The following is a 24,279-nucleotide window of genomic DNA, read 5'->3' on the forward strand; positions in this document are numbered from 1 at the left end:
TCATGTCGACATTAAGTCCGACCATGGCGGGCATGTCCAGTCTTCTAGCTGTCCTCGATGCCATCGAGAGCGAGCCCGCGGCCGTCCAACTGCGCACCCGTTCCTACGAGTTGCTCGGCGACCTCGCCGGCCGAACCGTCGTCGACGCCGGCTGTGGCAGTGGCCGCGCCGTTGCCGAGCTGGCCGAGCGCGGATCCCACGCAGTCGGCGTCGACCTCGACCCCGAGATGATCGCCGTGGCCCGACAGCGCTGGCCTGCCGGCGAGTTCCATGTCGGCGACGCCGCCGAGCTACCGCTCGAGACCGGATCGGCGGCCTTCTACCGGGCGGACAAGGTGTTGCACGTGCTCGATGACCCGGCGCGAGCCGTGGCCGAGGCCCGCCGGGTGCTCGCACCGGGCGGCCGGGCCGTCCTGCTCGGCCAGGACTGGGACATGATCGCCATTGACTCGGACGAGCCGGAAACCACCCGCCGGCTGGTCCACGCGAAGGCGGACTCACTCCCGTCGCCGCGCGTTGCCCGTAGGTATCGCAACCTGCTGCTCGACGCCGGGTTCACCGACCCGATCGTCGAGGTGCACACCGGTGTCTTCACCGACGACACCGCGCTCAACCTGTTGAGACGGATCACCGACGAGGAGACCTGGCTCGCCGAGCAGGCCGAGCGCGCCCGCACGAACCGGATCCTCGTCGTCGTGCCGATGTTCCTCGTCGCCGCCCAGGCTTGAGAGGAACGTGGGTCGAACTCGGTGAACTGCTCCCCCACCGATGTCGGTGCTGCCCGCTATCGTGCCGGCACCGTTGACACGTTGAGGAAAGAGGCAGTGGTGGGCGCATCCGGGTGGAGCTACTTTGTCGCGTACCAGCCAGACCTGGACGCGGCGTTGGACGCGCTGCGGGACAAGGTCTTCGCCGACGGTGACTACTGGTGGGCCCGCGGTGAGACCCCCAACTCGGCAAGCGACTATCCGAACCGTCCCGCCACGATGGAAGAGCTGTTCAACGACGAATGGGTGCAGGAGTCGGGCACCCATTCCATCCTCGACGTCTACCGAGTCCTCGACGAGGGCGAACGGCCCGAATTCGGCACGGTCGAGCCGGTGAGCGCTGCCGAGGCACTGCACCATGCCGGCACCGAGCGGCTGACCCGCGAGCACCTGGCCGCGATCGAAGGGCTGGCCGAGCAGAGGTGGTTCGGCCGCTGCGCGGTCCTGCACGACGCCGAGGGCAAGCCGGAGGAAATCTACTTCTGGGGCTTCTCCGGCGACTGACCACTCCCCATCCACCCCGGTGATCAACACGTTTGCGTCAGGACAGGCCAGGCAGGATGACGCAAACCTCTTGATCAACGAGGGCTGGGATGGGCCGGTGCGGAGGCGGCGGGCCTCCGCACCGGCCGGTGAGGTGTTAGCGGGCTGAGCAGGTGGGGCTGAGGCTGCCGGCGGTGCCGTTGGCCTGGAACCCGTACTCGGTGGACTGTCCGGCGCCGACCTGGCCGTTGTAGGCCACGTTCGTCCAGTTGGTCGTGCCGGTGTTACCGCTGCGGTTGGCGCTCCACGCGTTGGTGACCGTCGCGCCGGACGGCAGCGCGATCGTCACCGTCCAGCCGCTGAGGGCCGACGAGCCGGCCGTCACTCGAACATTCGCCACGAAGCCACCCGTCCACTGGTTCACCGAAACCGTCGCCGTGCAGCCACCCGGGCCCGGAGGCGGCGTCGTGGGCGGGTCGGTCGGCGGATCGGTGGGCGGGTCCGTGGGCGGGTCGGTGGGCGTGGTGCCGTTGTTGAGTGCGGCGAGAACCGCGTCGTACGCGGGCTTCTTCGAGCCGTTGCTGTTGAACAGCAGTGGGGTCTGCGATGCCCGCCACGAGTCGCTGTCCCGGATGCCCCACACGGTGATGCCGTTGCACCGGGCCACGGCCAGGCAGTCCTCGACCACGCTGCGGTAGGTGTTCGCCGACGCGCCCTGGATGTCCAACTCGGTGATCTGCACGTCCACACCGAGTGCCGCGAAGCTCGACAGCGTGGTGCGGTAGTTGCTCACGTACGGAGAGTCGTTGTTGAAGTGCGACTGGAACCCGACGCAGTCGATCGGCACACCACGGGCCTTGAAGTCCCGCACCATGTTGTAGACGCCCTGGGTCTTCGCGTGCGTCCAGTTGTCGGTGTTGTAGTCGTTGTAGCAGAGCTTCGCGCCCGGATCCGCGGCACGCGCCGCCCGGAACGCCGCCTCGATCCAGTCGTTGCCGGTGCGCTGGAGGTTGGAGTCGCGACGGCCTCCGGAACTGCCGTCGGCGAACGCCTCGTTCACCACGTCCCACGCCACGACCTGACCCCGGAAGTGGGTGGCCACCTGCGTCACGTGGTTGAGCATCGCCTGCCGGAGAGCACTACCACTCATGCTCTCCATCCAGCCGGGCTGCTGCGAATGCCACGCCAGCGTGTGGCCCCGCACGCTCATCCCACGGCTGCGGGCGTGGTTGACAATCTGGTCCGCCGCCCCGTAGCTGAACTGATTCTGCTGCGGCTCGGTGGCGTTCATCTTCATTTCGTTCTCGGCCGTCACCATGTTGAACTCGCGGTTCAAGATCGTGGTGTAGGCACTGTCGGAGAGCTTGAATCCGGCCACCGCCGTACCGAAGTAGCGACCCTTCTCGGCGGCGGACGCGCCGAGGGTCGTCCCGGCGGCGGCCGGCGCCGTCGCGAACAGCGCCATGCCGGCGGCGAGGGCGCCCGCGCCGGCCAGCGCGATGGCGGCTCTCGATGCCGCCTTCCATCTCGTACTTCTCATCGGGTGACTCCTTCTCAGGTGGTGGAGTGGGACAGGGAAATCAGGACACCGAACAGGCGGCACCATTGAGGGCGAACGACGTGGGCTTGCCGGTGCCGCCCTCGTGCGTGGCCTGGAAGCCGATCTCGACCGACGCGTTCGGGGCGATGGTGTTGTTGTAGGAGACGTTGCGGGCTGTCACCGCACCGCTCGCCGGGGCGTACTGGGCGTTCCAGCCGCTGGTGATGCGCTGCCCGGTCGGCAGCGTGAAGGTCAGCGCCCAGCCGTTCACGGCGGTGGCACCGGTGTTGGTGATGGCCACGCTCGCTGTGAGACCGCTGTTCCAGGCGTTGACCGTGTAACCGACCCGGCAGGCGCCCTCGGTCGGCGGTGGGGTGGTCGGGGGCGGCGTGGTCGGCGGCGGGGTGGTCGGCGGTGGGGTGGTGGGCGGTGGGGTGGTCGGCGGCGCGGTGCCGTCCAGCCCGAAGAATCGGATCACCTGCGCGGCGTCGACCGGCAGGTTGTGCGTCACACCCTGCATGCTGATCGCCTCGACCGGCGCCATCGGGCCACTGCTGCCGTACCGGGTGCGGGTGTAGCCGGACTGCGGGGAGTCGGTGTACGTCGGGGTCTGGCTCAGCCCGTGCACGTTGGTCCACTGCTTGACCTGCTCACCGAAGTTCGGGTAGCGCAGCGTCTCATCGTTGGTGCCGTGCCAGATCTGCATCCGGGGTCGCTGCCCGGTGTAACCGGGGTACGCCTCCCGGACCAGGTCACCCCACTGTTGCGCGGTCCGGATGAGTTGCCCGTTGGCGCACTGGCTGTTCCACTCCGACGTGCCACCGGTGGCGAAACAGGCGAACGGCACCCCGGCGAACGAGGCGCCCGCCGCGAACACGTCCGGGTAGACCCCCAGCATGACGTTTGTCATCATCGCGCCGGAGGAGGTGCCGGTGGCGAAGATCCGCGCGGGGTCGGCGGAGTAGCGCTGCCGCACGTAGTCGACCATCGACATGAGCCCGACCGGGTCGCTGCCACCGCCACGGCGTAACGCCTGCGGCGAGTAGACGTCCCAGCACTTGCTGCTGCGGGTCGCCGACGGGTAGATCACGATGAACCCGTACCGGTCCGCGAGGGAGGCGTACTGGGTGCCGGAGTGGAACGCGGGGCCCGTCCCGGTGCAGTAGTGCATCGCCAGGAGGATCGCCGGCCGGGTCGCCACCCGGTCCGGGACGTACAGGTGCATCTGCAGGTTGGTGGGGTTGGTGCCGAAATTGGTCACCTGCGTGAGCGTCGCCGCCGACGCGGGAGTGGCGAACGTCAGCGCGGCGGCGGCCAGCGTCACGGCAGCCATGACGACGCCAAGCATTCTCGTCTTCAGTGTCATCGTCGCGATCCCTTGCGAAAAAGGCGCGTGGAAGGGGACTTAAGTCGAGGACTGCCCTTCGCCCGACCTTGACCGCGGCTCGCGTGACCATGTCAGCTTCAATCGAGCACACTCGATTGTCAAGACTTCCGGAAACCTTTCGCCGCAACGGTTCCGGCGGTCACCTGCACAGCAATGGGCATCGGCGGGCATGATCAGCAAGGATGGGTCGCGATAAATTATCGGGACGTTTTCGGAACCTGCCAGGCCGTTGGGACGCACGGCACGCGGGAGGCCCGACCGGATGGCCGAGCCGCGCCTCACCGCCGCTCAGTAGATGTCCCGCCCTCGTTCGTCCGGCACCCCGGACTTGCGGAAGAAGTACGTGTTGATCTGATCGCGCCACTCGGTGGCGCAGCGCACCTGCTCGTCGAGGCGCTCGGCGACACGCTCGCAGACGCTCGGGTCGATCATGCCGGTCAACGCCTGCCACCTCCGACGCATCGCCATCACCTCCTCGACCCCCGCGAAATGGGTGTCGTAGATGTGCTGGATGACTGTCGAGCCGCTGTGCAGCACATGCCCGTACGGCACGTGGTGGAAGAAGAGCAGCAGTTCGTCGGGGCAGCTCTCGGGTGACTCGTACACCTCGGCCCAGTACGGCGGGTACTGGCCGGCGAAGCCGGTGCCCGACGCGCGGCTGCGGTCCACGCCGACGCCGTCCCGGTCGGCGAAGTGGTAGGTGCCCCACCGGGTGTACTCGTACCCGTCGACGCCGGGGCCGTAGTGGTCGCCGGGGTTGACCATGAAGCCGACGCCCAGCGGGGCGGTGTAGCGCTCGTAGGTGCGCCACGAGTCGTCCATGATCTCGTGCAGGGTCCGCCGCACCAGCTCCGCGTCGGCGGTCGCCGACGGCGGAAAGGTCAGCGTGATCCACTCGTCGAGGATCGCCGTCGGATCCCGCCGAGGGTCCCAGGCAAGCCGGCCGAACGTGTACAGATTGGCCTGCGCCAACGGATGCCCGGTCCAGAACAGGTCGTCACCGACGTTGGCGACCGCGACCAGCCCGCCGCCCGCCGCCGCCTCCCCCGCGACCACGTCGGCGATCGTCCGTCCGCCCGGACCCCAGGGAGCGAAGCGCAGCACCTCGCTCCACCACGGGCCGAGGTGGCAGACGTGCCGCTGTTGGCCCGTGTACTCCTGCGTGACCTGCAACTCCACCGCCAGGCGGGTCGCCGGCATCGCGGCGAGCACCGGCGAGACCGGCTCGCGCGCCTGGAAGTCCACCGGGCCGAACTTCACCTGGACGACCACGTTCGTGCGGAACCGCCCGTCGAGCGGGGCGAAGTGGTCGTACGCGGCCCGGGCCCGGTCGGTGGACCGGTCCCGCCAGTCCTGGTGGTGGTTGTAGACGAACGCCCGCCAGTGCACCACTCCCCCGTGCGGGGCGAGCGCCTCAGCCAGCAGGTTGGCCCCGTCGGCGTGGTCCCGGCCGTAGGTGAACGGGCCAGGTTGCCCCTCCGAGTCGGCCTTCACCAGGTAACCGCCGAAGTCCGGAATGCGGTCGTACACCCGCCGGGTGGTCGCGGCCCACCAGGCCCGCACCGTCTCGTCCAGGGGGTCGGCGGTCGGCAGGCCACCGAGGACCACCGGCGCGGCGAAGCTGACCGACAGGTGCACCCGGATGCCGTACGGGCGCAGCGCGTCGGCGATCTCGGCCACGTCGCCGAGCCGTTCGGTGAGCAGCAGCGCCTCCGTGCGGGCCACGTTGACGTTGTTCACCGAGATCGCGTTGACCCCGCAGGCAGCCAGCAGCCGCCCGTACTCCCGCACCCGGGCCAGGTCGCCGCGCGGACGGCCGTCGCGCCAGAAGATCGAGCCGCCCGCGTACCCCCGTTCGACCTGGCCCATCACCGGGTGCACGGCCACGTTGTCCCAGTGGTTCAGCATGCGTCGGCGCAGCGCCGGGCGGTGCCGCTCCGGGGGTCGGGCCGGGTCGAAGGCCGCCGCGCAGAGCCGGACCACGTGGAAGAGCCCGTACAGCAGGCCGGCGGGCGCGTCGGCCAGCAACACTGTCACGTCACCGGCCTGCGCCAACACGAAACCCTCGTCGCCGAGCGTCCCGCCGCCGCCCAGCTCGACCAGCGCCGCCTCGCCGGCGGCACGCGCCGCCTCCACCGCCGGGTTGGGCAGCTCGGCGGCGTCGCGCAGGGCGAGCACCAGGTCGACGTCGACGTCCCAGGACGGGGAGTGCCACACCCGCCCGCCGTAACGCGCGCAGGCGCGCGAGACCTCGGTGAGGACGGTGTCGACGAGCAACCCCTCGCCGTGCAGGAGGATGCGGCGCGAGCCGAGCGACCGGAACGCCTCCGGGGGCAGCCAGGCCGGGTGGACGCGCGGCTCGTCGCCATCGATCGGCTCCTCGACGAACATCAACTGCTCCAACTCCACCGACTCTTCGGCGTTCACCGGTCCTCCTCCAGCACGACAACCCCGTACGCCGGCAGCCGCAGGGCAGCGCCGGCCGCCGTACGGTCGCCGGTGAGCAGGTCGACGCCGCCGGTCCGGGCGGTCACCTCGACCGGCTCGGCGCGGTGGTTGAGCAGAAACAGCAGCCGCGACCCGTCCGCCGCGACCCGGACGGCGGATTCCAGGTCCGGTACGTCCGGGTAGGGCCCGAGCAGGTCGTGCCGGGCGAGCACCTGCCGCACCACCCAGGACACTCCGGCCTGGTCCAGACCGGCGGCCACGTACCAGCCGAAGCCGGCGCCGAAGGAGTTGCGGGTCACCGCCGGGGTGCCCGCGTAGAAGTCGGCCTGGTAGGTGCCGACGACCTGGGCGCCCTGCGGGATCACCAGCTCGAACAGCAGCCGGGCGTCGACGTCGACCTGGTCCGCGCCGTCGCCGAGGCGGACCGGGTTGACCACCTCCGGGCCGCGGGCGTCCCACTCGTCGACCCGGACACCCGTGAGCTGCCCGAGCGGTCCTGGCACGTCCATCAGGAACGCCTGGTCGTTCTCGTCGACCCGGCCGGACAGGTAGGTGGTCAGCACCGAGCCGCCACGCGCGGCCACCTCCTCCAGCCGCTGCGGCAGGTCACCCTTGAGCAGGTGCAGGGCCGGGGCCACGACCACGTCGTAGCGGGACAGGTCGGCGGTCACCGCGACGACGTCCAGGTCCACGCCGGCGTCCCAGAGCGCCCTGTGGTACGCGAGCACGACCTGCTGGTAGCGGACCAGCCGGGACGGGCCGTCGGACAGCTCCAACGCCCACCAGCTGTCCCAGTCGAACAGCAGCGCCACCCGGGCCGGCGTCCGCGCGCCCAGCGACGCGGGGCCGAGCCGTTCCAGCTCGGCGCCCAGTTCGGCGACCTCCCGGAACACCCGGGTGTCGGAGCGACCGGCGTGGCCGATGACCGCCCCGTGGTACTTCTCGCTGGCCCCGCGGGAGGCGCGCAGCTGGAAGAAGAGCACCGCGTCGGCGCCGTGCGCCACTGCCTGCCAACTCCACAGCCGCATGAGACCGGGGCGCTTCAACGGGTTGACGTCGCGGCACGCGGTGACGCTCGGGGTCTGTTCCATCAGCCAGAACGGCTGGCCGTCCTTGAGCCCGCGCATCAGATCGTGGGTCAGTGCCATCCGGGCCGCCGACTCGTCGTCGGGCGGGTAGTTGTCCCAGGAGACGAAGTCCAGATGAGGGGCCCAGCGGTGGTAGTCGATCGGCCGGTACATGCCCATGAAGTTCGTGGTGACCGGCAGCGTCGGGCTGGATTCCCGGATCGCGGCCTTCTCGTCGCGGAAGTTGGTCAGCATCGCGTCGGAGGTGAACCGCAGGTAGTCCAGTGTGATGCCGGGGAACGCGGTGTGGTCCGGGCCCCGCCAGTGCTCGGTCAGCGCCGACGGTGACTCGATCTCGTCCCAGTCGGTGAAGGTGTGCGACCAGAAGGTGGTGTACCAGGCCTCGTTCAGCTCGTCGAGGGTGCCGTAGCGGTGGCGCAGCCAGTTCCGGAAGCCGGCCGCGCACAGCGCGCAGTAGCAGGCGCCGCCGTACTCATTGCCGACGTGCCAGGCGAGCACCGCCGGGGTGTCGGCGTAGCGGCGGGCGACCCGGCGGGCCAGCTCCGTCGAGAGCCGGCGGAAGACCGGCGAGCTGGGGCAGGAGTTGTGTCGCTGACCGAACCGGTGCTTGCGGCCCTCGAAGTCGGTCCGGGTCACCTCGGGGTACGCCTTCGCCAACCACGGCGGGTGGGCTCCGGTGCCGGTGGCCAGGCAGATCCCGCGTCCCTCGGCACTGGCCCGCTCGACGATCCTGTCGAGCAGCGCGAAGTCGTAGGTGTCCTCGGCGGGCTGGGTGAGCGCCCACTCGAACACGCCGAGGGTGACCAGGTCGATCCGTGCGCTGTCGAAGAGGCGGTAGTCCTGCTTCCACACGTCCTCGGGCCACTGTTCCGGGTTGTAGTCGCCCCCGAAGGGCACCTTGGCGCTGAGGGGCAGGCTCATGCGACGAACTCCTTCCGGGTCAGCTGGATCATCGGTTCGCTGATGCGCAGGTACGCCAGCACCGCGATCGACGCGAGCAGCATCAGCACCGCCTCGGAGAAGACCGCGGTGATCCCGGCCGCCGCGGCCAGCAACAGCGCGTTGCCGACGGAAACAGCGGGGGTACGCAACAGGAAGTGCACGGCCAGCCGAAGCACGTCGCGGGTGCGAAAGTCGAACAGCGAGGTGATCACCAGGGCGTTGGCCGCGCAGAGCGTCACGCCCACCGCGATCAGCACCAGTGGCGCCGCCCACCAGCCGGGAAGGCCTACCGCGCCCCGGTAGGCGAGGTTCACGGCGAGCACTGTCAGCCACAGCAGCGTCGGCACCCAGATGCGCAGCACCCCGAACGCGTTGGCCCGGTAGCCGCGCCAGAACAGGGCTGCCGGATGCAGGTCGGTCAGGTCGGTCTGCTGGTGACGCAGGGCGTACAGAGCGGCGGAGACGGCCGGGCCGACCGGTACCAGCAGGAGCGCGGCCAGTGGCAGGTTGCTGGGGTCGCGGCCCAGCACCAGCAGCGGGAGCAGGGCGGGCAGTGTGGTGAGCAGCAGGAGCAGTTCGACGACGAGCAGGATGTAGACGCGCGAGGTGATCCGCGACAGTGGTCCGTCGCCGAACTGTCGCCAGGTCTGGGCCGCGCCACTCACGATCGCTCCCTCTGCTCGCAGACGGGTCCGGTCGGGCCGCGACAGGCACCCGACCGGACCCCCACTGATCAGCCGTTGTTCTTCTGGAACCGCTCGTACGCCTTGTTGACCAGGTCGATGTACTGGTCGGAATTCTTGGCCTTCAGCTCGGCCACGTACGCGTCCCACTCGCTGAGCGGACGCTGACCCAGGGCGAACTTCAGCGTGTTCTGGGTGACGAAGTCCTTCAGCGGGGTCTCCCAGAGCGACACCTGCTCGCGCTCCTCGTCGGTCAACGGGCGCGGCGGAGGGACCTCCCTCGGCTTGCGGGCGTCCATCACCTTCTGGAACTCCAACTCCTCCGGCGAGAAGAACCCACGGACCAGGTCGGGGGTGCCGCCGTAGGAGAAGACGCCGTTCTGGAAGCCGAACTCCTTCTGCAGGTGCTTGGTTCCCTTCGGGTTGACCCCGAGGAAGTCGACGTCGGGCGTGACCGAACGCTTGCCCGAGGCGTCCTTGGTGAAGGTGGTGCCCTCGACACCCCACTTGGCGAATTCCATGCCGGCGTCGGAATACCACAGCCAGTCGATGAACTGCATCATGGCCACGAAGTTCTTGCTCTCCCGGGCCTTCGTGGAGATCATGATGCCGTTCTCCAGCCGGGGGAACGGGTTGATCTCGCCGGCCGGGCCGATCGGCAGCGGGATCTTGGCCATCTTGGCGTTCGGCAGGGTCTTGGCCAGGTCGGGCCGGTGGTTGTTGACCAGGGTCTGCGCGTTGCCGGTGACCATGAAGGACTTGCCGTTGGCGAGCTTCTGCCGTGCCTGGTCGTCGGTCTGGGTGAAGCTCTCCGGGTCGAGTAGACCCTCGGCGACGAGCTTGTGCAGGTAGGTGACCATCTGCTTGTACTGCTCTGAGGCGCCGGTGTAGTTGAACTTCTTCGCCGCCGGGTCCCAGGTGGCGTGCTGGTAGTCCCAGCCGGCCTGGGTGCCGTGCGCCGAGCCGAGGATGTTCAGCAGGGCGCCGGTCGGGTTGGGCTTGCTGAAGAGGTCGGAGTACGGGTAGACGTTCGGGTACTTCGCCTTCATCGCCTTCATCACGGTGTACAGCTCGTCCCAGGTCTTCGGGACCGCCAGCTTGAGCTCCTGCATGATGTCGGTGCGCACCAGCACCGTGTAGTCCTGGGTGGGCTTCTCGTGCACCCCGGGGAGCAGGTAGAACTTACCGTCGGACTGCCGCAGGTTGTCGATCTCCGGCTGGAGGTTCCACTTGGTGATCTTGTCCTTGAGGTTGGGCATCAGATCCAGGTAGTCGCTCACCGGGAGGATCGCCCCGGAGGACACGAACGCGTCCTCCTGCGGGTGGTACGTCTTCGGGATGATCAGCGGAGCGTCTCCGGCGCCGATCAGCAGGCTGCGCTTCTGCTCGTAGTCGCTCAGCGGCACGGCCACCGGATCGATCTTGACATTGGTCCGCTTGGTGAGTTCCGACCAGAACAGCCAGTCCTCCTTGAGCGGATAGAACGTGTGGTTGTTGTAGAGGGTGGAGAACGAGAGCGCCTCGGTGGCCTTGAACTGGTCACCGACGCCGTAGTTGGCCATCGCGCCGACCCGGTTCCCGGAGAGGTCAGTCGACTCGCCGGGGTCCTCGGAACAGGCGGTGGCAAGGGAGAGCGCAAGCAGACCCGCGGTGGCCAATGCCACGCGGCGCCACGTCTTGTGGAGCATGGCTCGTCCTTTCGGTGGTGGGGGATTCGAGGGGAAGCGGTGCGGCGCCGGCGTCATCCCTTGACCGCGCCGAGCATCACGCCGCGGACGAAGTACCGCTGGACGAAGGGGTAGATCGCCAGGATCGGCAGGGTGGTGAGCACGATCGTCACGGCCTGGAGGGTGGCCGCGGCCTGGACCTTGTCGGCGTCGGCCGCGGCCGACTCGGCGCTCGTGGCGCCCGCGATGAGGTTGCGGAGGTACACGGTGACCGGCAGCAGATCCTGCCGGTCGATGTAGAGAAAGGCGGTGAACCACGAGTTCCAGAAGGAGACCGCGTAGAAGAGCACCATCGTCGCGATGATCGCCTTCGACAGGGGCAGCACGATCCGCAGCAGGATGCCGTACGTGTTCAGCCCGTCGACCGCCGCGGCCTCCTCCAACTCGCTCGGCAGACTCTCGAAGAACGCCTTCATGACGAGCAGGTTGAACACGCTGATGGCATTGGGGATCACCACCGCCCAGATGGTGTTCTTCATGCCCAGGCTGGTGACCAGCACGTAGTTGGGGATCAGGCCACCGGAGAAGAACATGGTGAACAGCGCGATGCCGATGAGGAAGGGGCGCCCCTTGAGCTGTGGCTTCGACAGCACGTACGCGTAACACGTGGTCAGCACGATCGAGATGAGCGTGGCGACCACCGTGTAGACCACGGTGTTGCGGTAGTTCGTCCAGAACATCGCGTCGGACATCAGCAGCTTGTAGGCGGTCAGGTCGAACCCACGAGGGACGACTGTCACCTTGCCGGCGATGATGTACGCCTCTTCGCTGAGCGACCGGGCCACGATGTTGAGGAACGGGTACAGCGTCACGACCACGACGCCGAGCAGGACGACCGTGTTGACCACCCGGAAGATCCGGTAGCCCCGGCTGTCCACCGGCCCGCGCGTCGTCGGGGCGTCGATCTTCGTGCCGAGGGTCACCACAGGCTCGTCCCCACCGTGCGACGGGAGATGACGTTCGCCGACAGGACGAGGATCAGCCCGATCACCGCCTCGAAGAGGCCGATGGCTGCCGCGTAGCTGAAGTTGCTCGACTGGAAGCCCATCCGGAACAGATAGGTGGAGACCACGTCGGCCGTCGGATACGTCAACGGGTTGTAGAGCAGCAGGATCTTCTCGAACCCGACCGCCAGGAAGCTGCCGATGTTGAGGATCAGCAAGGTCACCATCGTCGGACGGATGCCGGGCAACGTGACGTGCCAGGTCTGCCGCAGCCGGCCGGCGCCGTCGATCCGGGCGGCCTCGTACAGGTCCTCGTCGATTGTGGTGAGGGCGGCGAGGTAGAGGATCGTGCCCCACCCCACGGTCTGCCAGACCTCGGACGAGACGTAGATGGTGCGGAACCACTCCGGTTTCTGCAGGAATGCCACCGGGTCGCCACCGAACAGGCCGACGATCTGGTTGGCCGTGCCCTCGATCGAGGTCAACTGCATGACCATTGCCGCCACGATCACGATCGACAGGAAGTGCGGCAGGTAGGACACGGACTGGACGAACCGCTTGAACCGGCGGGCCCGGACCTCGTTGAGCAGCAGCGCCAGCACGATCGGCAGCGGGAAACAGAACAGCAGGGTCAGCGTCCCCAGCACCAGGGTGTTGGTGAACACCTCCCAGAACGTCGGGTCGCTGAGGAACATCCGGAAGTAGCGCAGCCCGACCCAGTACTCACCGAAGATGCTGCCGCCCGGCTTGAACCGGCGGAAGGCGATGATGTTGCCGATCATCGGCAGGTACCGGAAGACCAGGAAGAACAGCAGCGGCAGGACGGCGAGGGAGTAGAGCTGCCAGTCCCGGCGCAGCGCCTGCCGCCAACTGCGACGACGTCGTGGCGAGCGCGGGGCAGGGCTCTGCGCCTGCTGCGGGGAACTCGGCGGCGCCGGCGGCGGTGGCCGCAGGGTGGATGTCATCCTTGGCCTCCTATGCCGACTGTGGAACAGCCACGAGGGGCTCGACCCGCACCGAGGTGAGCAGTTCCCGCTCGTAACCGACCTGGCGTTCGGTGCCGACCAGTCGCAGCGGTAGGGCCGCCGCCACGTCGCCGCTCGATCGGCCGAAGCGCAGCTCGACGTCGCCGGGCTCGACGATCCGCCGGCCGGTCAGCCCGGTGAACGACGCCACGTCGGCCGGTACGCCGAACGTCACGTGCGCCGCCTCGCCGGGCGCCAACGGCAGCCGGGTGTAGCCGATCAGCCGCACCACCGGACGGGTGGTCTGCGCGACCGGGTCGTGCAGGTAGAGCTGCACGACCTCGGTGCCGGCCCGTTCACCGGTGTTGGCGACGGTGATCCGTACCCGTACCTCGCCGTCGACCGGCCAGGCGGCCGGGTCGTCGCGCGGCTCGACCACCGTCGCGTCGGACCACTCGAAGGTGGTGTAGCTCAGCCCGTGGCCGAACGGGTACGTCGGGGTCGGGTCGACCGAGGAGACCTTGTTGCGCCGACCGAGCGGCGGCGCGAGGTAGGTGCTCGGCAGCCCGCCGACGTCCCGGGGGACGCTGACCGGCAACCGCCCGGAGGGGTTGACCGCGCCGGTGAGCACCTCGGCGAGCGCCTGCCCACCGAGCTGACCGAGGAAGAACGCCTGCACCACTGCCGCCGCGCCGTCGAACTCCGGGCCGAGCGCGTAGGGGCGACCGGTCATCAGCACCAGGACCACCGGGGTGCCGGTGGCGAGGACGGCGCGGACGAGGTCGGCCTGCACGCCGGGTAGTCGCAGGTCGACGGCGTCGCAGCCTTCGCCCGAGGTGCCCCGGCCGAACATCCCGGCCCGGTCGCCGACGGCCAGCAGGCACACGTCGGCGGCGGCGGCCGCGGCGACCGCGGCCGGGATACCGGAGGTGTCCTCGCCGGTGATGGTGCACCCCGGCTCGTGGGTGAGCAGCGGGACGCGTCGGGCCAACTCGTCGCGCAGTGTGGGGATGTCCAGACCGAGCCCGAAGTCGCTGTGGTTGACGCCCACGTGGTTGGGGAACGAATAGCAGCCGAGCATGGCCATCGGGTCGTCGGCGACCGGGCCGACCAGGGCGACCCGACTGCCCGCGGGCAGGGGAAGGACGCCGGTGTTGCGCAGCAGGACGACGGACTCCCGGGCCAGGCGTACGGCGATGTCCTGGCTGGTCTCGTCGTCGAAGCGCAGGGACGCCACGTCGGCGGGCAGTTCCTGCCAGCCCTCGTCGAGCAGACCGAGCTCGATCTTCTGGATGAGCACCCGACGCAGCGCGCAGTCGATCAGCGCCTCGTCGACCTCGCCGCGGCGCGCCGCCTCCACCAGCGGTGCGCCGAAGGCGTCCACTGTGGGCAGCTCGACGTCGATCCCGGCCCGCAGGGCGAGCCGGGCCGCGTCGGCGGCGTCCCCGGCGACTCGGTGCAGGGTCTGGAGGAACCGTACGGCGAAGTAGTCGGCCACCACGGTGCCGGTGAAGCCCCATTCGTCGCGCAACAGCCCGGTCAGCAGCCCACGGTCGGCGGCGATGGGCAGGCCGTCGATCTCGGCGTAGGAGTTCATCACCGAGCGGGCGCCGCCGAGGCGCAGCGCCATCTCGAATGGCGGCAGGATGACGTCGGCCAACTCGCGGGGGCCCATCGGCACCGGCGCGAGGTTACGTCCACCCCGGGAGGCGGAGTAGCCGGCGAAGTGCTTCAGCGTGGCCACCACGCCGGCCCGCTCCAGGCCCCGCACGTACGCGGCACCGGTCGTCCCGACCAGGTAGGGGTCCTCGCCGATCGTCTCCTCGGTACGGCCCCAGCGGTAGTCCCGGGTGACGTCCAGTACCGGGGCGAGGCCCTGGTGCACACCGGCGGCGCGCATCGACCGCCCGATCCGGTCGGCCATCGCCTCGACCAGTTCCGGGTCGAAGGACGCGCCCCAGCTGAGCGGGGTCGGGTAGACGGTCGCCCGCCACGCCGCGAACCCGGTGAGGCACTCCTCGTGCACCTGCGCGGGAATGCCGAACCGACTGGCGGCCACGATCTGCGCCTGTGAGGCCGCCAGCGACCGGGCGCCGGACACCGGGTCGACCGGGGCGGTGCCGAACGGGCGGGTCAGCTGGCCCAACCCGTGCTGGATGACGGTGCTCCACTGTGGCAGTTCGCTGATCATGTCCGACTGGTGCGGTGCGACGCCCTCGCCGCTGGCGTCGGCGCCGACCCAGACTCCGACGAGTTGGGCGATCTTTTCTTCGAGGGACATCTTCGGCAGGAGCGCTTCGGCCCGCTCGGTCGGTGACAGTCGCTGATCACGCCACGGCGCGGCGCCGCCGTCCTCGAGCGACTGACTACTCATGCCCCGACCCCTCAGCTCCGGCCACATTCCGGTGCCCTGGTGGGACCAGTTCCGTGGCGGACGTTTCTCACGATCCGAAACTTTCCGGAAACCTGCGTAACCTTTTCGGCAACCTAAGTGCCGCATCGATGCCTGTCAAGAGTCTCAACCGGACCACCAGGGGGTGTTTCCTGCGTACGGTGACTCCCCAATCACCACTCCGTCGCCGACTAGCCACGCAATGGCCTTCGTTTGGCGAGCCCGACTGCGGCACCGACTGGCGTGAATGTCTCATCATGTTAAGGTCGCCCGAAACTTTCGGATGTTGTATGAGGCCGCGATGACAGAGCACCGCCCGCTCGACCCACCCGCCTCCACCACCATCGCGACCATCGCCAACGATGTCGGCGTCTCGGTCGCGACCGTGTCCAAGGTCCTCAACGGACGCGGCGATGTCGCTCCCGACACCCGAGCACGGGTGGAGGCGAGCCTCGACCGCCACCAGTACCAGCGCCGCGCCCGGCGACAGGCGACCAGCGGCGGCCGGGTGGACCTCGTGTTCCACGAGTTCGACACGGGTTGGGCGATGGAGATCCTGCGGGGCGTCGAGGCGGTGACCTCCGCAGCCGGAATCGGGCTGTCGATCGCCCAGCTCGACGGCGCGCACCGTCCGCCGGCACGGTGGCTGGAGGCGTTACTCGCCGACCGTCCCCTCGGCGTGGTGTTCGTCCTCTCCCACCTTGCCGAGGCCCAGCAGCAGCACCTGCGTCGGCAGGGCATACCGTTCGTCGTCGTCGACACCGACAGCGCGACCTCGGCTTCTGTGCCCACCGTCGGGTCGAACAACTGGAACGGTGGCCTGCTCGCCGCCCGGCACCTGCTGGAGTTGGGACACCGACGGATCGCCATCATCTCCGGGCCACCCGACGTGCTGTGCAGCCGTGCCCGCGCCGCCGGCTTCCAGTCGGCCCACGACGAAGCCGGGATGGTTGTCGACCGGGAACTGATCCGCTACGGCAGTTTCTCCGCTGGCGCCGGGCACGCCCACGGGCTGCAACTGCTCCAGCGGGCGGACCGACCCACGGCCATCTTCGCCGGGTCGGACATCCAGGCCATGGGGGTGCTCCGGGCCGCCCGTCAGTGCGGCCTGCGAGTGCCCGAGGACCTTTCGGTGATCGGGTACGACAACCTGCCGGTCTCCGCCTGGACCGACCCGGCCCTCACCACGATCAACCAGCCGTTGCGCGACATGGCCGGCATCGCCACCCAGATGTTGCTGGACCTGACCAGGGGGAACGAGCCGGCGACCAGCCGGATCGACCTGGTGACCGAGCTGGTCGTCCGGGAGAGCACCGCGCCCCCCGCCCACCCGCACTGACCCCCCGGCCCCTGCGAGGACCCGTGCCCCACTCCGCCTCCACCGTCGACGACCTCCAGCGGTACGCGCCCGAGGTCGTCGAGCCCGACGACTTCGACGAGTTCTGGCGGGACACGCTCGCCGGGTCGGCCGCCGCGCCGGTGCTCGTCGACGTCCGTCCCGAGCCCACCGACCTGCGGCTGCTGGACTCCTGGGACGTCACGTTCGCCGGCTTCGGCGGTGACCCGGTGCGCGCCTGGTACACCCGCCCGGCCGGGGTTCGAGAGCCGCTGCCGGCCGTGGTCGAGTACGCCGGCTACGGTCGCGGGCGCGGCCTGCCCCATGAACGGCTGACCTGGCCGGCGGCCGGGTACGCGCACCTGCTGATGGACAACCGTGGTCAGGCGGGGCAGCACGGCGCCGGGGACACGCCCGACCCGCACGGCGCGCCCGGCGGGCCCTGGCCGGCCACCTGGGGGATCCTCGATCCGCGGGACTACCACTACCGCCGCCTGATCACCGACGCGGTGCGGGCGGTCGAGGCGGTCCGCGCTCTGCCGGGGGTCGCGGGTGACCGGGTCAGCGTGGTCGGCAACAGCCAGGGCGGCGGCATCGCCCTGGCGGTGGCCGGTCTCGTCGACGATCTCAGCGCGGTGCTGACCACCGCCCCCTTCCTCTGCGACATGCGTCGGGCCGTCGCGCTCACCGACCTCGCGCCGTACGGCGAGATTGCCCGGTACCTGGCGGTGCACCGGGAGGCCGAGGAGGCGGTGTGGCGCACCCTGTCCTACGTCGACGGGGTGAGTTTCGCGCGCCGGGCGACGGCGCCGGCGCAGTTCGGGGTCGGCCGGCGCGACACCGTCTGCCCACCGCGAACCGCCTTCGCCGCCTACAACCACTACGGCGCCGCGAACGGGAGGCCGGTCCCGCCCGAGCGGGAGGTGCACGTCTACCCGTTCAACGGTCACGAGGGCGGGGAGGCCGTCCACGTCCGGCGTCAGCTGCGCTGGCTGCGGACGGTACTCCAGTCGGCCCGGCGCTGAGCAGCTCATCGTGAGGCATCGTCGAACGCTGATGCGTTGCTGGTGTTAGCGATAACACGCTATGGTGCGTCAGGCGAGGTGCAGGGCACACCTCCGCCACGACTCATCGGTCCGTCGCGCCAGACCCTCGACGTCCGGCGCCCGCCACACCGCGACGACCACCAGTGCAGACGTCCGGGTTCCTGGTGGTGCCACGCACCCCACCTCCGCGTAGCGCGTCATGGTGGCAGCCCTCCTCCCGGTGGCCGCCGATGTCGCGCACCCCACCAGAGGAAGTCCCATGCGCAGTCCAACGCTTGGCCACCCCGCCCCTCTCACGCCGACCGGCAACGCACCGACATCGAGGCCCCGGCGGGCCCACCGGTGGTGGACGGCAGTGGTCGCCATCGCCGCCATGGTCGCCGCCGTACCGATCGCGACGACCCCCGCCAGCGCCGAGTCCAACGGCGGCGTACGGGTAATGCCGCTCGGCGACTCGATCACCGACGGCTTCAACGTTCCCGGCGGTTACCGGATCGAGTTGTGGCAGCGGTTCACGTCCGGTGGTTACCGGATCGACTTCGTCGGCTCCCAGTTCAACGGGCCCGCGAGCCTCGGCGACCACGACCACCAGGGCCACTCCGGCTGGACGATCGCCCAGATCGACGCCAACGTGGTGAACTGGTTGCGGGCCACGAACCCGCGGACCGTGCTGCTGCACATCGGCACCAACGACATGTACGGCGACACGTCAGGGGCCCCGTCCCGGCTGGCCACGCTCGTCGACCGGATCACCACCACCGCCCCGAACGCGGACGTGTTCGTCGCGACGATCATCCCGAAGTCCGGCGCGGACAACCAGGTCCGGGGCTACAACGCCGCGATCCCCGGGATCGTGCAGAGCAGGGCCGCCGCCGGTAAACGCGTACACCTGGTCGACATGTACCGCGCCCTGACGCTCAGCGACCTGGCCGACGGGGTGCACCCCAACGCCACCGGCTACCGCAAGATGGCCGCCGCCTGGTACGACGCTCTCCGTACGGTGCCCGGCAGCATCGGGGGCGACACCCCTCCGACCACTCCCCCTCCGACCACTCCCCCGCCGACCACGCCCCCGCCGGCCGGTGACTGCCGCGTCGCGTACACGGTCAACGCCTGGAACAGCGGTCTCACCGCGTCGGTCTCGGTGACCAACACGAGCAGCACACCGGTCAACGGCTGGGCCCTGGCGTTCACGCTGCCCGTCGGGCAGACCATCACCAGCGGTTGGAACGCCACCTACGCCCCGTCCAGCGGAGCGGTGACCGCCCGCAACGTCTCCTACAACGCGACGATCGCGCCGAACACCTCGGTCGACATCGGCTTCCAGGCAACCCACACGGGTAACACCGGCCGCCCGTCCGCGTTCACCCTCAACGGCACCGCCTGCGCGGTCGCCTGACGTTTCGGTCGCGGTGCCGGGCAGCACGGGCCCGGCACCGCGCCCCTTGAACCGCCCTCGGAGGCCGGCAGCGTCAGCGCTGCCTGACGGAAATGTCCTTGGTGAGGCGGGCGGTTCCGTCAGGGCGGTCGAGTGAATCCGACTGGTATCCCTCACTGTGGTAAAGGTCGATGTTGCGCAAGCTCTTCGCGCCGGTGGACAGCAGAACACGACGGCATTCCGGTTCCGCACCGGTTTCGGCGGTGCGTAGCAGCCACCGGCCGAGCCCGCGCCCCCGCAGGTCGGGCACGACAGCGAGCCGACCCACGTGCCAGTCGGTGCCGTCGCGACGCGCACGCGCCATGCCCAGCAGTCGGCCGTCCAACCAGATGCCCGTGACGTGCCAGGTCTCCAGCCAGTCGCGCACCTCCTCCAGCGACTCATGCAGGGCAGGTATGGCCAAGGTGCCATTGACAACGGCCTCGTCCATCCAGCAGCACCGCTGCAGCACGGTGACCTCGGGCGCGTCGTCGGGGGTCAGCCGTCTCGTGTAGGACCCTGGCAACGGTCCAGACAGCGTCCCGGCTCGTCCGGTTTCGCGCAGTGGCCGTAGGGCGTGGGCGACACGGACCAGTTCGTCCAGCAGCCCGACACCCGCCGTGTCGCGGGTCGCGTCGGGAAGCAGCCGCCCATTCTCCACCGCGTCGCCGATGCGAATCGCGACCGTGGCGCCCAACGGCACCAAGCGGAGTGTCGTCACCACCTGCTTGGCATGCTGAACGGACCGGGTGCCCGCCGACGTGTGGCCGTAGCTGACGAAGCCGATCGGCTTCCATGCCCACTCGCGGCTGAGGTAGTCCAGCGCGTTCTTCAGCGTCGCTGGCATCCCGTAGTTGTATTCCGGCGTGACCACGATGAAGCCATCCGCCGCGTCGACGATCGCGCTCCACCGGCGCGTGTGCTCCTGCTGGTAGACACCCGACGACGGATGCTCCTCCTCGTCGAGGAACGGCAGGTTCAGATCGCCGAGGGCCACCGGCACAAGCTCGACGCCGAGCGCCGCGGCACGAGAGGCGACCGTTTCGGTCAGCCACTGTGTCACCACCGGGCCGAGGGCACCTGGGCGGGTGCTGCACATCAGTACGAGGACACGTGTCGGTTTCGTTGACATGGAAACGAGCGTAAGTGCTAAGTTGATTACATGTCAACAACACCGCCGGTCGGGGCCGTACCCTGGTTGAACCCTGACGAGGAACGCGCGTGGCGGGCATTCCTGCGCGTAGTGGTCGCGGTGCAGACCGGCACGGCGCGCGACCTGGCCGCGGTCGGGCTCTCCGAACCCGACTACGAGGTGCTGAGCACCTTGTCGGAGCGGACCGGCCACACCAGCAGCCTGGGGGAACAGGCCGACAAGATGGGCTGGTCACGCAGCCGGCTGTCCCGGCACGCCACCCGGATGGAGTCGCGCGGTCTCGTGAGGCGCACACCCGACCCAGCCGACGGCAGAGGTTGCTTCCTCGTACTCACCGCGCAAGGGCTGGAGGCACTCGAGGACGCGGCACCAGCCCACGTTCGGTCGGTGCGACGCCACTTCATCGACCGCCTCGCCCCTGACCACCTCATCGCCATCGAACAGATCGCCCGGAGACTGGAAGAACCCCAAGTCGGCGACGATCGACCACCCCAGTGACGCCCGCCGCATGCTGGACGATCGCCGCGATCCCCGGGATCGTGCAGAGCCGAGCCGCCGCCGGAAAACGCGTACACCTGGTCGACATGTACCGCGCCCTGACGCTCAGCGACCTGGCCGACGGGGTGCACCGAACGCCACGGGCTACCGCAAGATGAGCCGACGCCACGCGCCCGCCGACGGGTGACTGCCGCGTCGCGTACACGGTCAACGCCGGGAACAGTGGTCTCACCGCGCCGATCTCGGTGACCAACACGAGCGGTCGCGGTGCCGGGCCCCACGGGCCCGGCACCGCGCTCGGACCCAGCTGCCCGTACCCGGGGTGGTGGCGACCGGACGGCCAACCGTCGAGGCGTGACGGTGCTATGTTCGATCGTCATCGATACCGTTCGTCGGCCGCTTCTTTCGACAAGAGCGTCGACACGTCAGCGACGGGGAGATCATGACGAGCCAGAACCCAACACGACGTGCGATCTGGTCCCGCGTCATTCCCACAGCCATCGCGCTCTGCTCGCTGGTCGCGTCCACGACGACCGGGCCGGCAACCCGCGCCGAGGCCGCGGCCCCTGGCACCGATCCCGCCAATCCGGTGGTCACCTGGGATCTCCATGCCCAGACGGCGATCTGGGACGTCGCGGCTCAGCAGCCGAACGAACAGGTGCGGAGCTTCGCGATGGTGAACGGGGCTGTCTACGACGCGTTGAACGCGATCGCCGGCACCCCCTACCAGCCGTACCTGACCGCACCGCCGTCGAGTGGGACCGAGTCGGCGGACGCTGCCGTCGTCGCCGCCGCCCACGACGTACTCGCCGCCCTCTTCCCCGCTCAGCAGGAACGGCTCCGCGCACAGTACGACGCGGCTCTCGCCGTCATTCCCAACGGGCGGTCGAAGCAGGACGGCATCGTGATCGGAGCACGAGCCGCGGCCGCGATGGTCACCGCGCGGCAGGACGACGGCGCGTTCGGGGACCAGCGGTGGAAAGACGGGACACGACCCGGCCAGTGGCGACCGACGCCGCCGCTCTTCCTGTCCCAGGGCGCATGGACCGGCCACATGCGGCCGTTCCTCATCCCTCGTGCGTCGACGTTCCGCACACCCCCGCCGCCACGACTGAGCAGCAGCGCATACGCCCGCGACCTCAATGAGGTGAAGGAGGTCGGCTCCACGACGAGCACGGTGCGCACCCAGGACCAGACGGAGGCCGCGATCTGGTGGCACGACCGGCGCTCCGCCTCCTGGGAGATCAAGCGACAACTCGCCACCACCCAACGACTGGACGCCCTGCAGACCGCGCGATTCTTCGCGATGACCGATCTCATCGTGGCCGACTCGGGAGTAGCTTGCTTCAGCCAGAAGGACCTCTGGAGCTACTGGCGTCCGGTCACGGGGATCCAACTGGCCGACACGGACGGCAACCCAAGGACGGCGGCCGAGCCAGGCTGGCAGTCGCTGCTCGTCACGCCCCCCTTCCCCGAATATCCCTCCGGCCACGCCTGCGGCACCGGCGCGCGCATGTCGTTGTACCGGTACTTCTTCGGCCGAGACGACATCGCGTTCAGCGGTTCCAGTGTCGACTCCGGCACGACCAGGCACTTCACCAGCTTCTCCCAGGCGCTCAGCGAGCTGATCGGAGCACGTGTCTGGGGCGGCGTCCATTTCCGCACCGCTGATGTCGAGGGGGCGCATCTGGGTGAGGAGGTCTACCGCTACGCGGTCCGGCACTACTTCCGCCCCCTGACGTAAAGGGGGCTTACGAGACCTGACCATCGTCACAGGCGGCACCTCGGCCAGCCCTTGCCGAGCTGAGCGGTCACTGCTCCGCGGCGCGGTAGAGCCGGCTCACGGTCTCGGCCACGCAGACCGGCTTACCGCCGCTGTCGCTTTCCACGGTGGCCGTCACGACCAGTTGCACACCGCCGCTCACCGGCGACACGTCGGCGATGGTGGCGGTGGCGCGGACGGCCGCGCCGACCCGGAGCGGCGCGGGGAACCGCACCCGGTTCAGCCCGTAGTTGACCCCCATCGCCACCCCCTCGACCCGGTAGAGCCCGCCCGCCAACGCCGGCAGCAGCGACAGGGTGAGGTACCCGTGCGCGATCGTCCCGCCGAACGGCCCCGCCGCGGCTCGGACCGGGTCGAGGTGGATCCACTGGTGGTCGTCGGTGGCGTCGGCGAAGAGGTCGACGCGGCTCTGCTCGATGCGCTGCCACGGACCGGGCCCGAGGCTCTCACCGGTGGCGGCGGCCAACTCCTCGAACGAGGTGAACACTCTCATGCCAGGTCTCCCTACAGCTTCTAGAAGGCGTTGACGCCGGTGAGCGCACGTCCGATGAGGAGTTGCTGAATCTGACTGGTGCCCTCGTAGAGCGTGGCCACCCGCGCGTCGCGAAGATACTTACCGACCGGATACTCGTCGATGTAGCCGTACCCACCGAACACCTGGACCGCGTTGTTGGCCGCGCGGACGGCGGCCTCGCTGGCGAAGAGCTTGGCCATCGACGCCTCGGTGGCGAACGGCTGGTCGCGGTCGATCAGGTCGGCCACCTGCCACACCAGCAGCCGGGCGGCGGCGGTGTCCACAGCGATGGCGGCGAGCAGTTGCTGGACGAGTTGGTGCCCGGCGATCGGCTTTCCGAACTGGGTGCGCTGTCCGGCGTAACCGACCGCCGCGTCGAGGCAGCCCTGGGCGATGCCGACACAGCCGGCGGCCACCGACATCCGCCCCTTGGCGAGGGTGGCCAGGGCCAGTCGGAACCCGGCGCCCTCGGCACCGAGGCGGGCCGTGTCGGGCACGCGTACCTCGTCGAAGCCCAGCTCGCCGGTGGCCTGACCGCGTAGACCGAGCTTGCCGTGGATCTCCCGTCGGGTCAGCCCCGGGCTGTCGGTGGACACCAGGAACGCGGTGATTCCCCGGTGCCCGGGGCCGCCGGTGCGGGCGAAGACCAGCGCGACGTCGGCGGTGGTGCCGTTGGTGATGAACATCTTCGTGCCGGTGAGCAGCCAGTCGGTGCCGTCGCGGACCGCACGGGTCCGCAGTGCTGCCGCGTCCGAGCCGCTGTCCGGCTCGGTCAGCGCGAAGCAGCCGAGTGCGGTGCCGGCGCAGAGCTTCGGCAGCCACTCGGCCCGCTGTTCCGCACTTCCGTGCGCGGCGATCGACTTGGCGACCAGGCCGAGGGAGACCGAGACGATGCCGCGCACCGCGGAGTCGCCCCGGCCCAGCTCTTCCAGGACCAGGCAGTACGCGAGGTGGTCGCCGCCGGAACCGCCGTCGGCCTCAGCGATGGTCAGCCCCAGGAAGCCCAGGTCACCAAGCATGCCGACGATGGCGGGGTCGACCGATTCGCGGCGATCCCAGGCGGCCGCGTGCGGCAGCAGCTCGCGGTCGGCGAACTCGGCGGCCAACTGGCGGACCGCCGCCTGCTCGGCGGAGAGGGTGAGGTCCATGACGCTCAAACTAGCGGT

At 69.5% G+C, this 24,279-nt stretch carries 20 protein-coding genes; 7 read left to right on the forward strand and 13 right to left on the reverse strand.

Annotated elements, in window-relative coordinates; translation table 11 throughout:
- Nucleotides 1-32 precede the first annotated feature (32 nt).
- Nucleotides 33-728, forward strand: coding sequence for a methyltransferase domain-containing protein (locus IW249_RS27940; RefSeq protein ID WP_196923487.1), 696 nt, complete (start codon nt 33-35; stop codon nt 726-728).
- Nucleotides 729-809: 81 nt separating this feature from the next.
- Entirely contained in the window at nt 810-1,271 is a 462-nt protein-coding gene (locus IW249_RS27945; RefSeq protein ID WP_231392678.1) for a hypothetical protein, read from the forward strand.
- A gap of 136 nt (nt 1,272-1,407) precedes the next feature.
- On the opposite strand, the gene IW249_RS27950 is transcribed toward IW249_RS27945, so the two are convergent.
- The 9 genes from IW249_RS27950 to IW249_RS27990 all read right to left on the reverse strand — a co-directional run bounded on the left by IW249_RS27950 (nt 1,408) and on the right by IW249_RS27990 (nt 15,348).
- The gene (locus IW249_RS27950) at nt 1,408-2,790 is read right to left on the reverse strand and encodes a glycoside hydrolase family 10 protein (protein ID WP_196923488.1); all 1,383 of its coding nucleotides are present in this window, start codon (nt 2,788-2,790) and stop codon (nt 1,408-1,410) included.
- A 40-nt stretch (nt 2,791-2,830) separates the two neighbouring features.
- Nucleotides 2,831-4,156: an extracellular catalytic domain type 1 short-chain-length polyhydroxyalkanoate depolymerase gene (locus IW249_RS27955; protein ID WP_196923489.1), complete on the reverse strand. Its 1,326-nt coding sequence runs from the start codon at nt 4,154-4,156 to the stop codon at nt 2,831-2,833.
- A gap of 309 nt (nt 4,157-4,465) precedes the next feature.
- Nucleotides 4,466-6,604 carry an alpha-glucuronidase gene (locus IW249_RS27960; RefSeq protein WP_307788728.1) on the reverse strand — a complete coding sequence of 713 codons (2,139 nt, stop codon included), beginning with the start codon at nt 6,602-6,604 and terminating at the stop codon, nt 4,466-4,468.
- Complete coding sequence (locus IW249_RS27965; protein WP_196923490.1) at nt 6,601-8,634, reverse strand: beta-galactosidase; 2,034 nt, start codon at nt 8,632-8,634, stop codon at nt 6,601-6,603. The genes IW249_RS27960 and IW249_RS27965 overlap by 4 nt, the downstream gene beginning before the upstream one ends.
- A complete protein-coding gene (locus IW249_RS27970; RefSeq protein WP_196923491.1) occupies nt 8,631-9,320 on the reverse strand; it encodes a DUF624 domain-containing protein in 690 nt (229 codons plus the stop codon). Before IW249_RS27970 ends, IW249_RS27965 begins: the two co-directional genes overlap by 4 nt.
- Nucleotides 9,321-9,388: 68 nt before the next feature.
- Nucleotides 9,389-11,026 carry an ABC transporter substrate-binding protein gene (locus IW249_RS27975; RefSeq protein ID WP_196923492.1) on the reverse strand — a complete coding sequence of 546 codons (1,638 nt, stop codon included), beginning with the start codon at nt 11,024-11,026 and terminating at the stop codon, nt 9,389-9,391.
- A gap of 53 nt (nt 11,027-11,079) precedes the next feature.
- Nucleotides 11,080-11,988, reverse strand: coding sequence for a carbohydrate ABC transporter permease (locus tag IW249_RS27980; protein WP_307788729.1), 909 nt, complete (start codon nt 11,986-11,988; stop codon nt 11,080-11,082).
- The gene (locus IW249_RS27985) at nt 11,985-12,974 is read right to left on the reverse strand and encodes an ABC transporter permease (RefSeq protein WP_196923494.1); all 990 of its coding nucleotides are present in this window, start codon (nt 12,972-12,974) and stop codon (nt 11,985-11,987) included. The genes IW249_RS27980 and IW249_RS27985 overlap by 4 nt, the downstream gene beginning before the upstream one ends.
- Before the next feature lie 10 nt (nt 12,975-12,984).
- Complete coding sequence (locus IW249_RS27990; protein WP_196923495.1) at nt 12,985-15,348, reverse strand: beta-xylosidase/alpha-l-arabinosidase; 2,364 nt, start codon at nt 15,346-15,348, stop codon at nt 12,985-12,987.
- 319 nt (nt 15,349-15,667) lie between these two features.
- Here IW249_RS27990 and IW249_RS27995 point away from each other — a divergent pair, with 319 nt between their 5' ends.
- Nucleotides 15,668-16,705, forward strand: a complete 1,038-nt coding sequence (locus IW249_RS27995) for a LacI family DNA-binding transcriptional regulator (RefSeq protein WP_196923496.1) — start codon at nt 15,668-15,670, stop codon at nt 16,703-16,705.
- A gap of 23 nt (nt 16,706-16,728) precedes the next feature.
- On the forward strand, nt 16,729-17,727 hold the full coding sequence (locus tag IW249_RS28000; RefSeq protein WP_196923497.1) for an acetylxylan esterase: 999 nt from the start codon (nt 16,729-16,731) through the stop codon (nt 17,725-17,727).
- 69 nt (nt 17,728-17,796) lie between these two features.
- Here IW249_RS28000 and IW249_RS34865 read toward each other — a convergent pair whose 3' ends face one another.
- The gene (locus tag IW249_RS34865) at nt 17,797-17,922 is read right to left on the reverse strand and encodes a hypothetical protein (protein ID WP_269215342.1); all 126 of its coding nucleotides are present in this window, start codon (nt 17,920-17,922) and stop codon (nt 17,797-17,799) included.
- Nucleotides 17,923-18,121: 199 nt separating this feature from the next.
- Between IW249_RS34865 and IW249_RS28005 the strand changes: the two genes are divergently transcribed.
- On the forward strand, nt 18,122-19,147 hold the full coding sequence (locus tag IW249_RS28005; RefSeq protein WP_231394331.1) for a cellulose binding domain-containing protein: 1,026 nt from the start codon (nt 18,122-18,124) through the stop codon (nt 19,145-19,147).
- Between the two features lie 73 nt (nt 19,148-19,220).
- Here IW249_RS28005 and IW249_RS28010 read toward each other — a convergent pair whose 3' ends face one another.
- Nucleotides 19,221-20,297 carry a bifunctional NAD(P)H-dependent oxidoreductase/GNAT family N-acetyltransferase gene (locus tag IW249_RS28010; RefSeq protein ID WP_196923499.1) on the reverse strand — a complete coding sequence of 359 codons (1,077 nt, stop codon included), beginning with the start codon at nt 20,295-20,297 and terminating at the stop codon, nt 19,221-19,223.
- Between the two features lie 30 nt (nt 20,298-20,327).
- Between IW249_RS28010 and IW249_RS28015 the strand changes: the two genes are divergently transcribed.
- A complete protein-coding gene (locus tag IW249_RS28015; protein ID WP_196923500.1) occupies nt 20,328-20,816 on the forward strand; it encodes a MarR family winged helix-turn-helix transcriptional regulator in 489 nt (162 codons plus the stop codon).
- Between the two features lie 442 nt (nt 20,817-21,258).
- A complete protein-coding gene (locus tag IW249_RS28020; protein ID WP_196923501.1) occupies nt 21,259-22,560 on the forward strand; it encodes a vanadium-dependent haloperoxidase in 1,302 nt (433 codons plus the stop codon).
- A gap of 67 nt (nt 22,561-22,627) precedes the next feature.
- Here IW249_RS28020 and IW249_RS28025 read toward each other — a convergent pair whose 3' ends face one another.
- Both IW249_RS28025 and IW249_RS28030 read right to left on the reverse strand, forming a co-directional pair.
- On the reverse strand, nt 22,628-23,092 hold the full coding sequence (locus IW249_RS28025; RefSeq protein WP_196923502.1) for a MaoC family dehydratase: 465 nt from the start codon (nt 23,090-23,092) through the stop codon (nt 22,628-22,630).
- 20 nt (nt 23,093-23,112) lie between these two features.
- Nucleotides 23,113-24,261, reverse strand: coding sequence for an acyl-CoA dehydrogenase family protein (locus IW249_RS28030; protein WP_196923503.1), 1,149 nt, complete (start codon nt 24,259-24,261; stop codon nt 23,113-23,115).
- Nucleotides 24,262-24,279 lie beyond the last annotated feature (18 nt).

Source organism: Micromonospora vinacea (genome assembly GCF_015751785.1).
GTDB classification, from domain to species: domain Bacteria; phylum Actinomycetota; class Actinomycetes; order Mycobacteriales; family Micromonosporaceae; genus Micromonospora; species Micromonospora vinacea.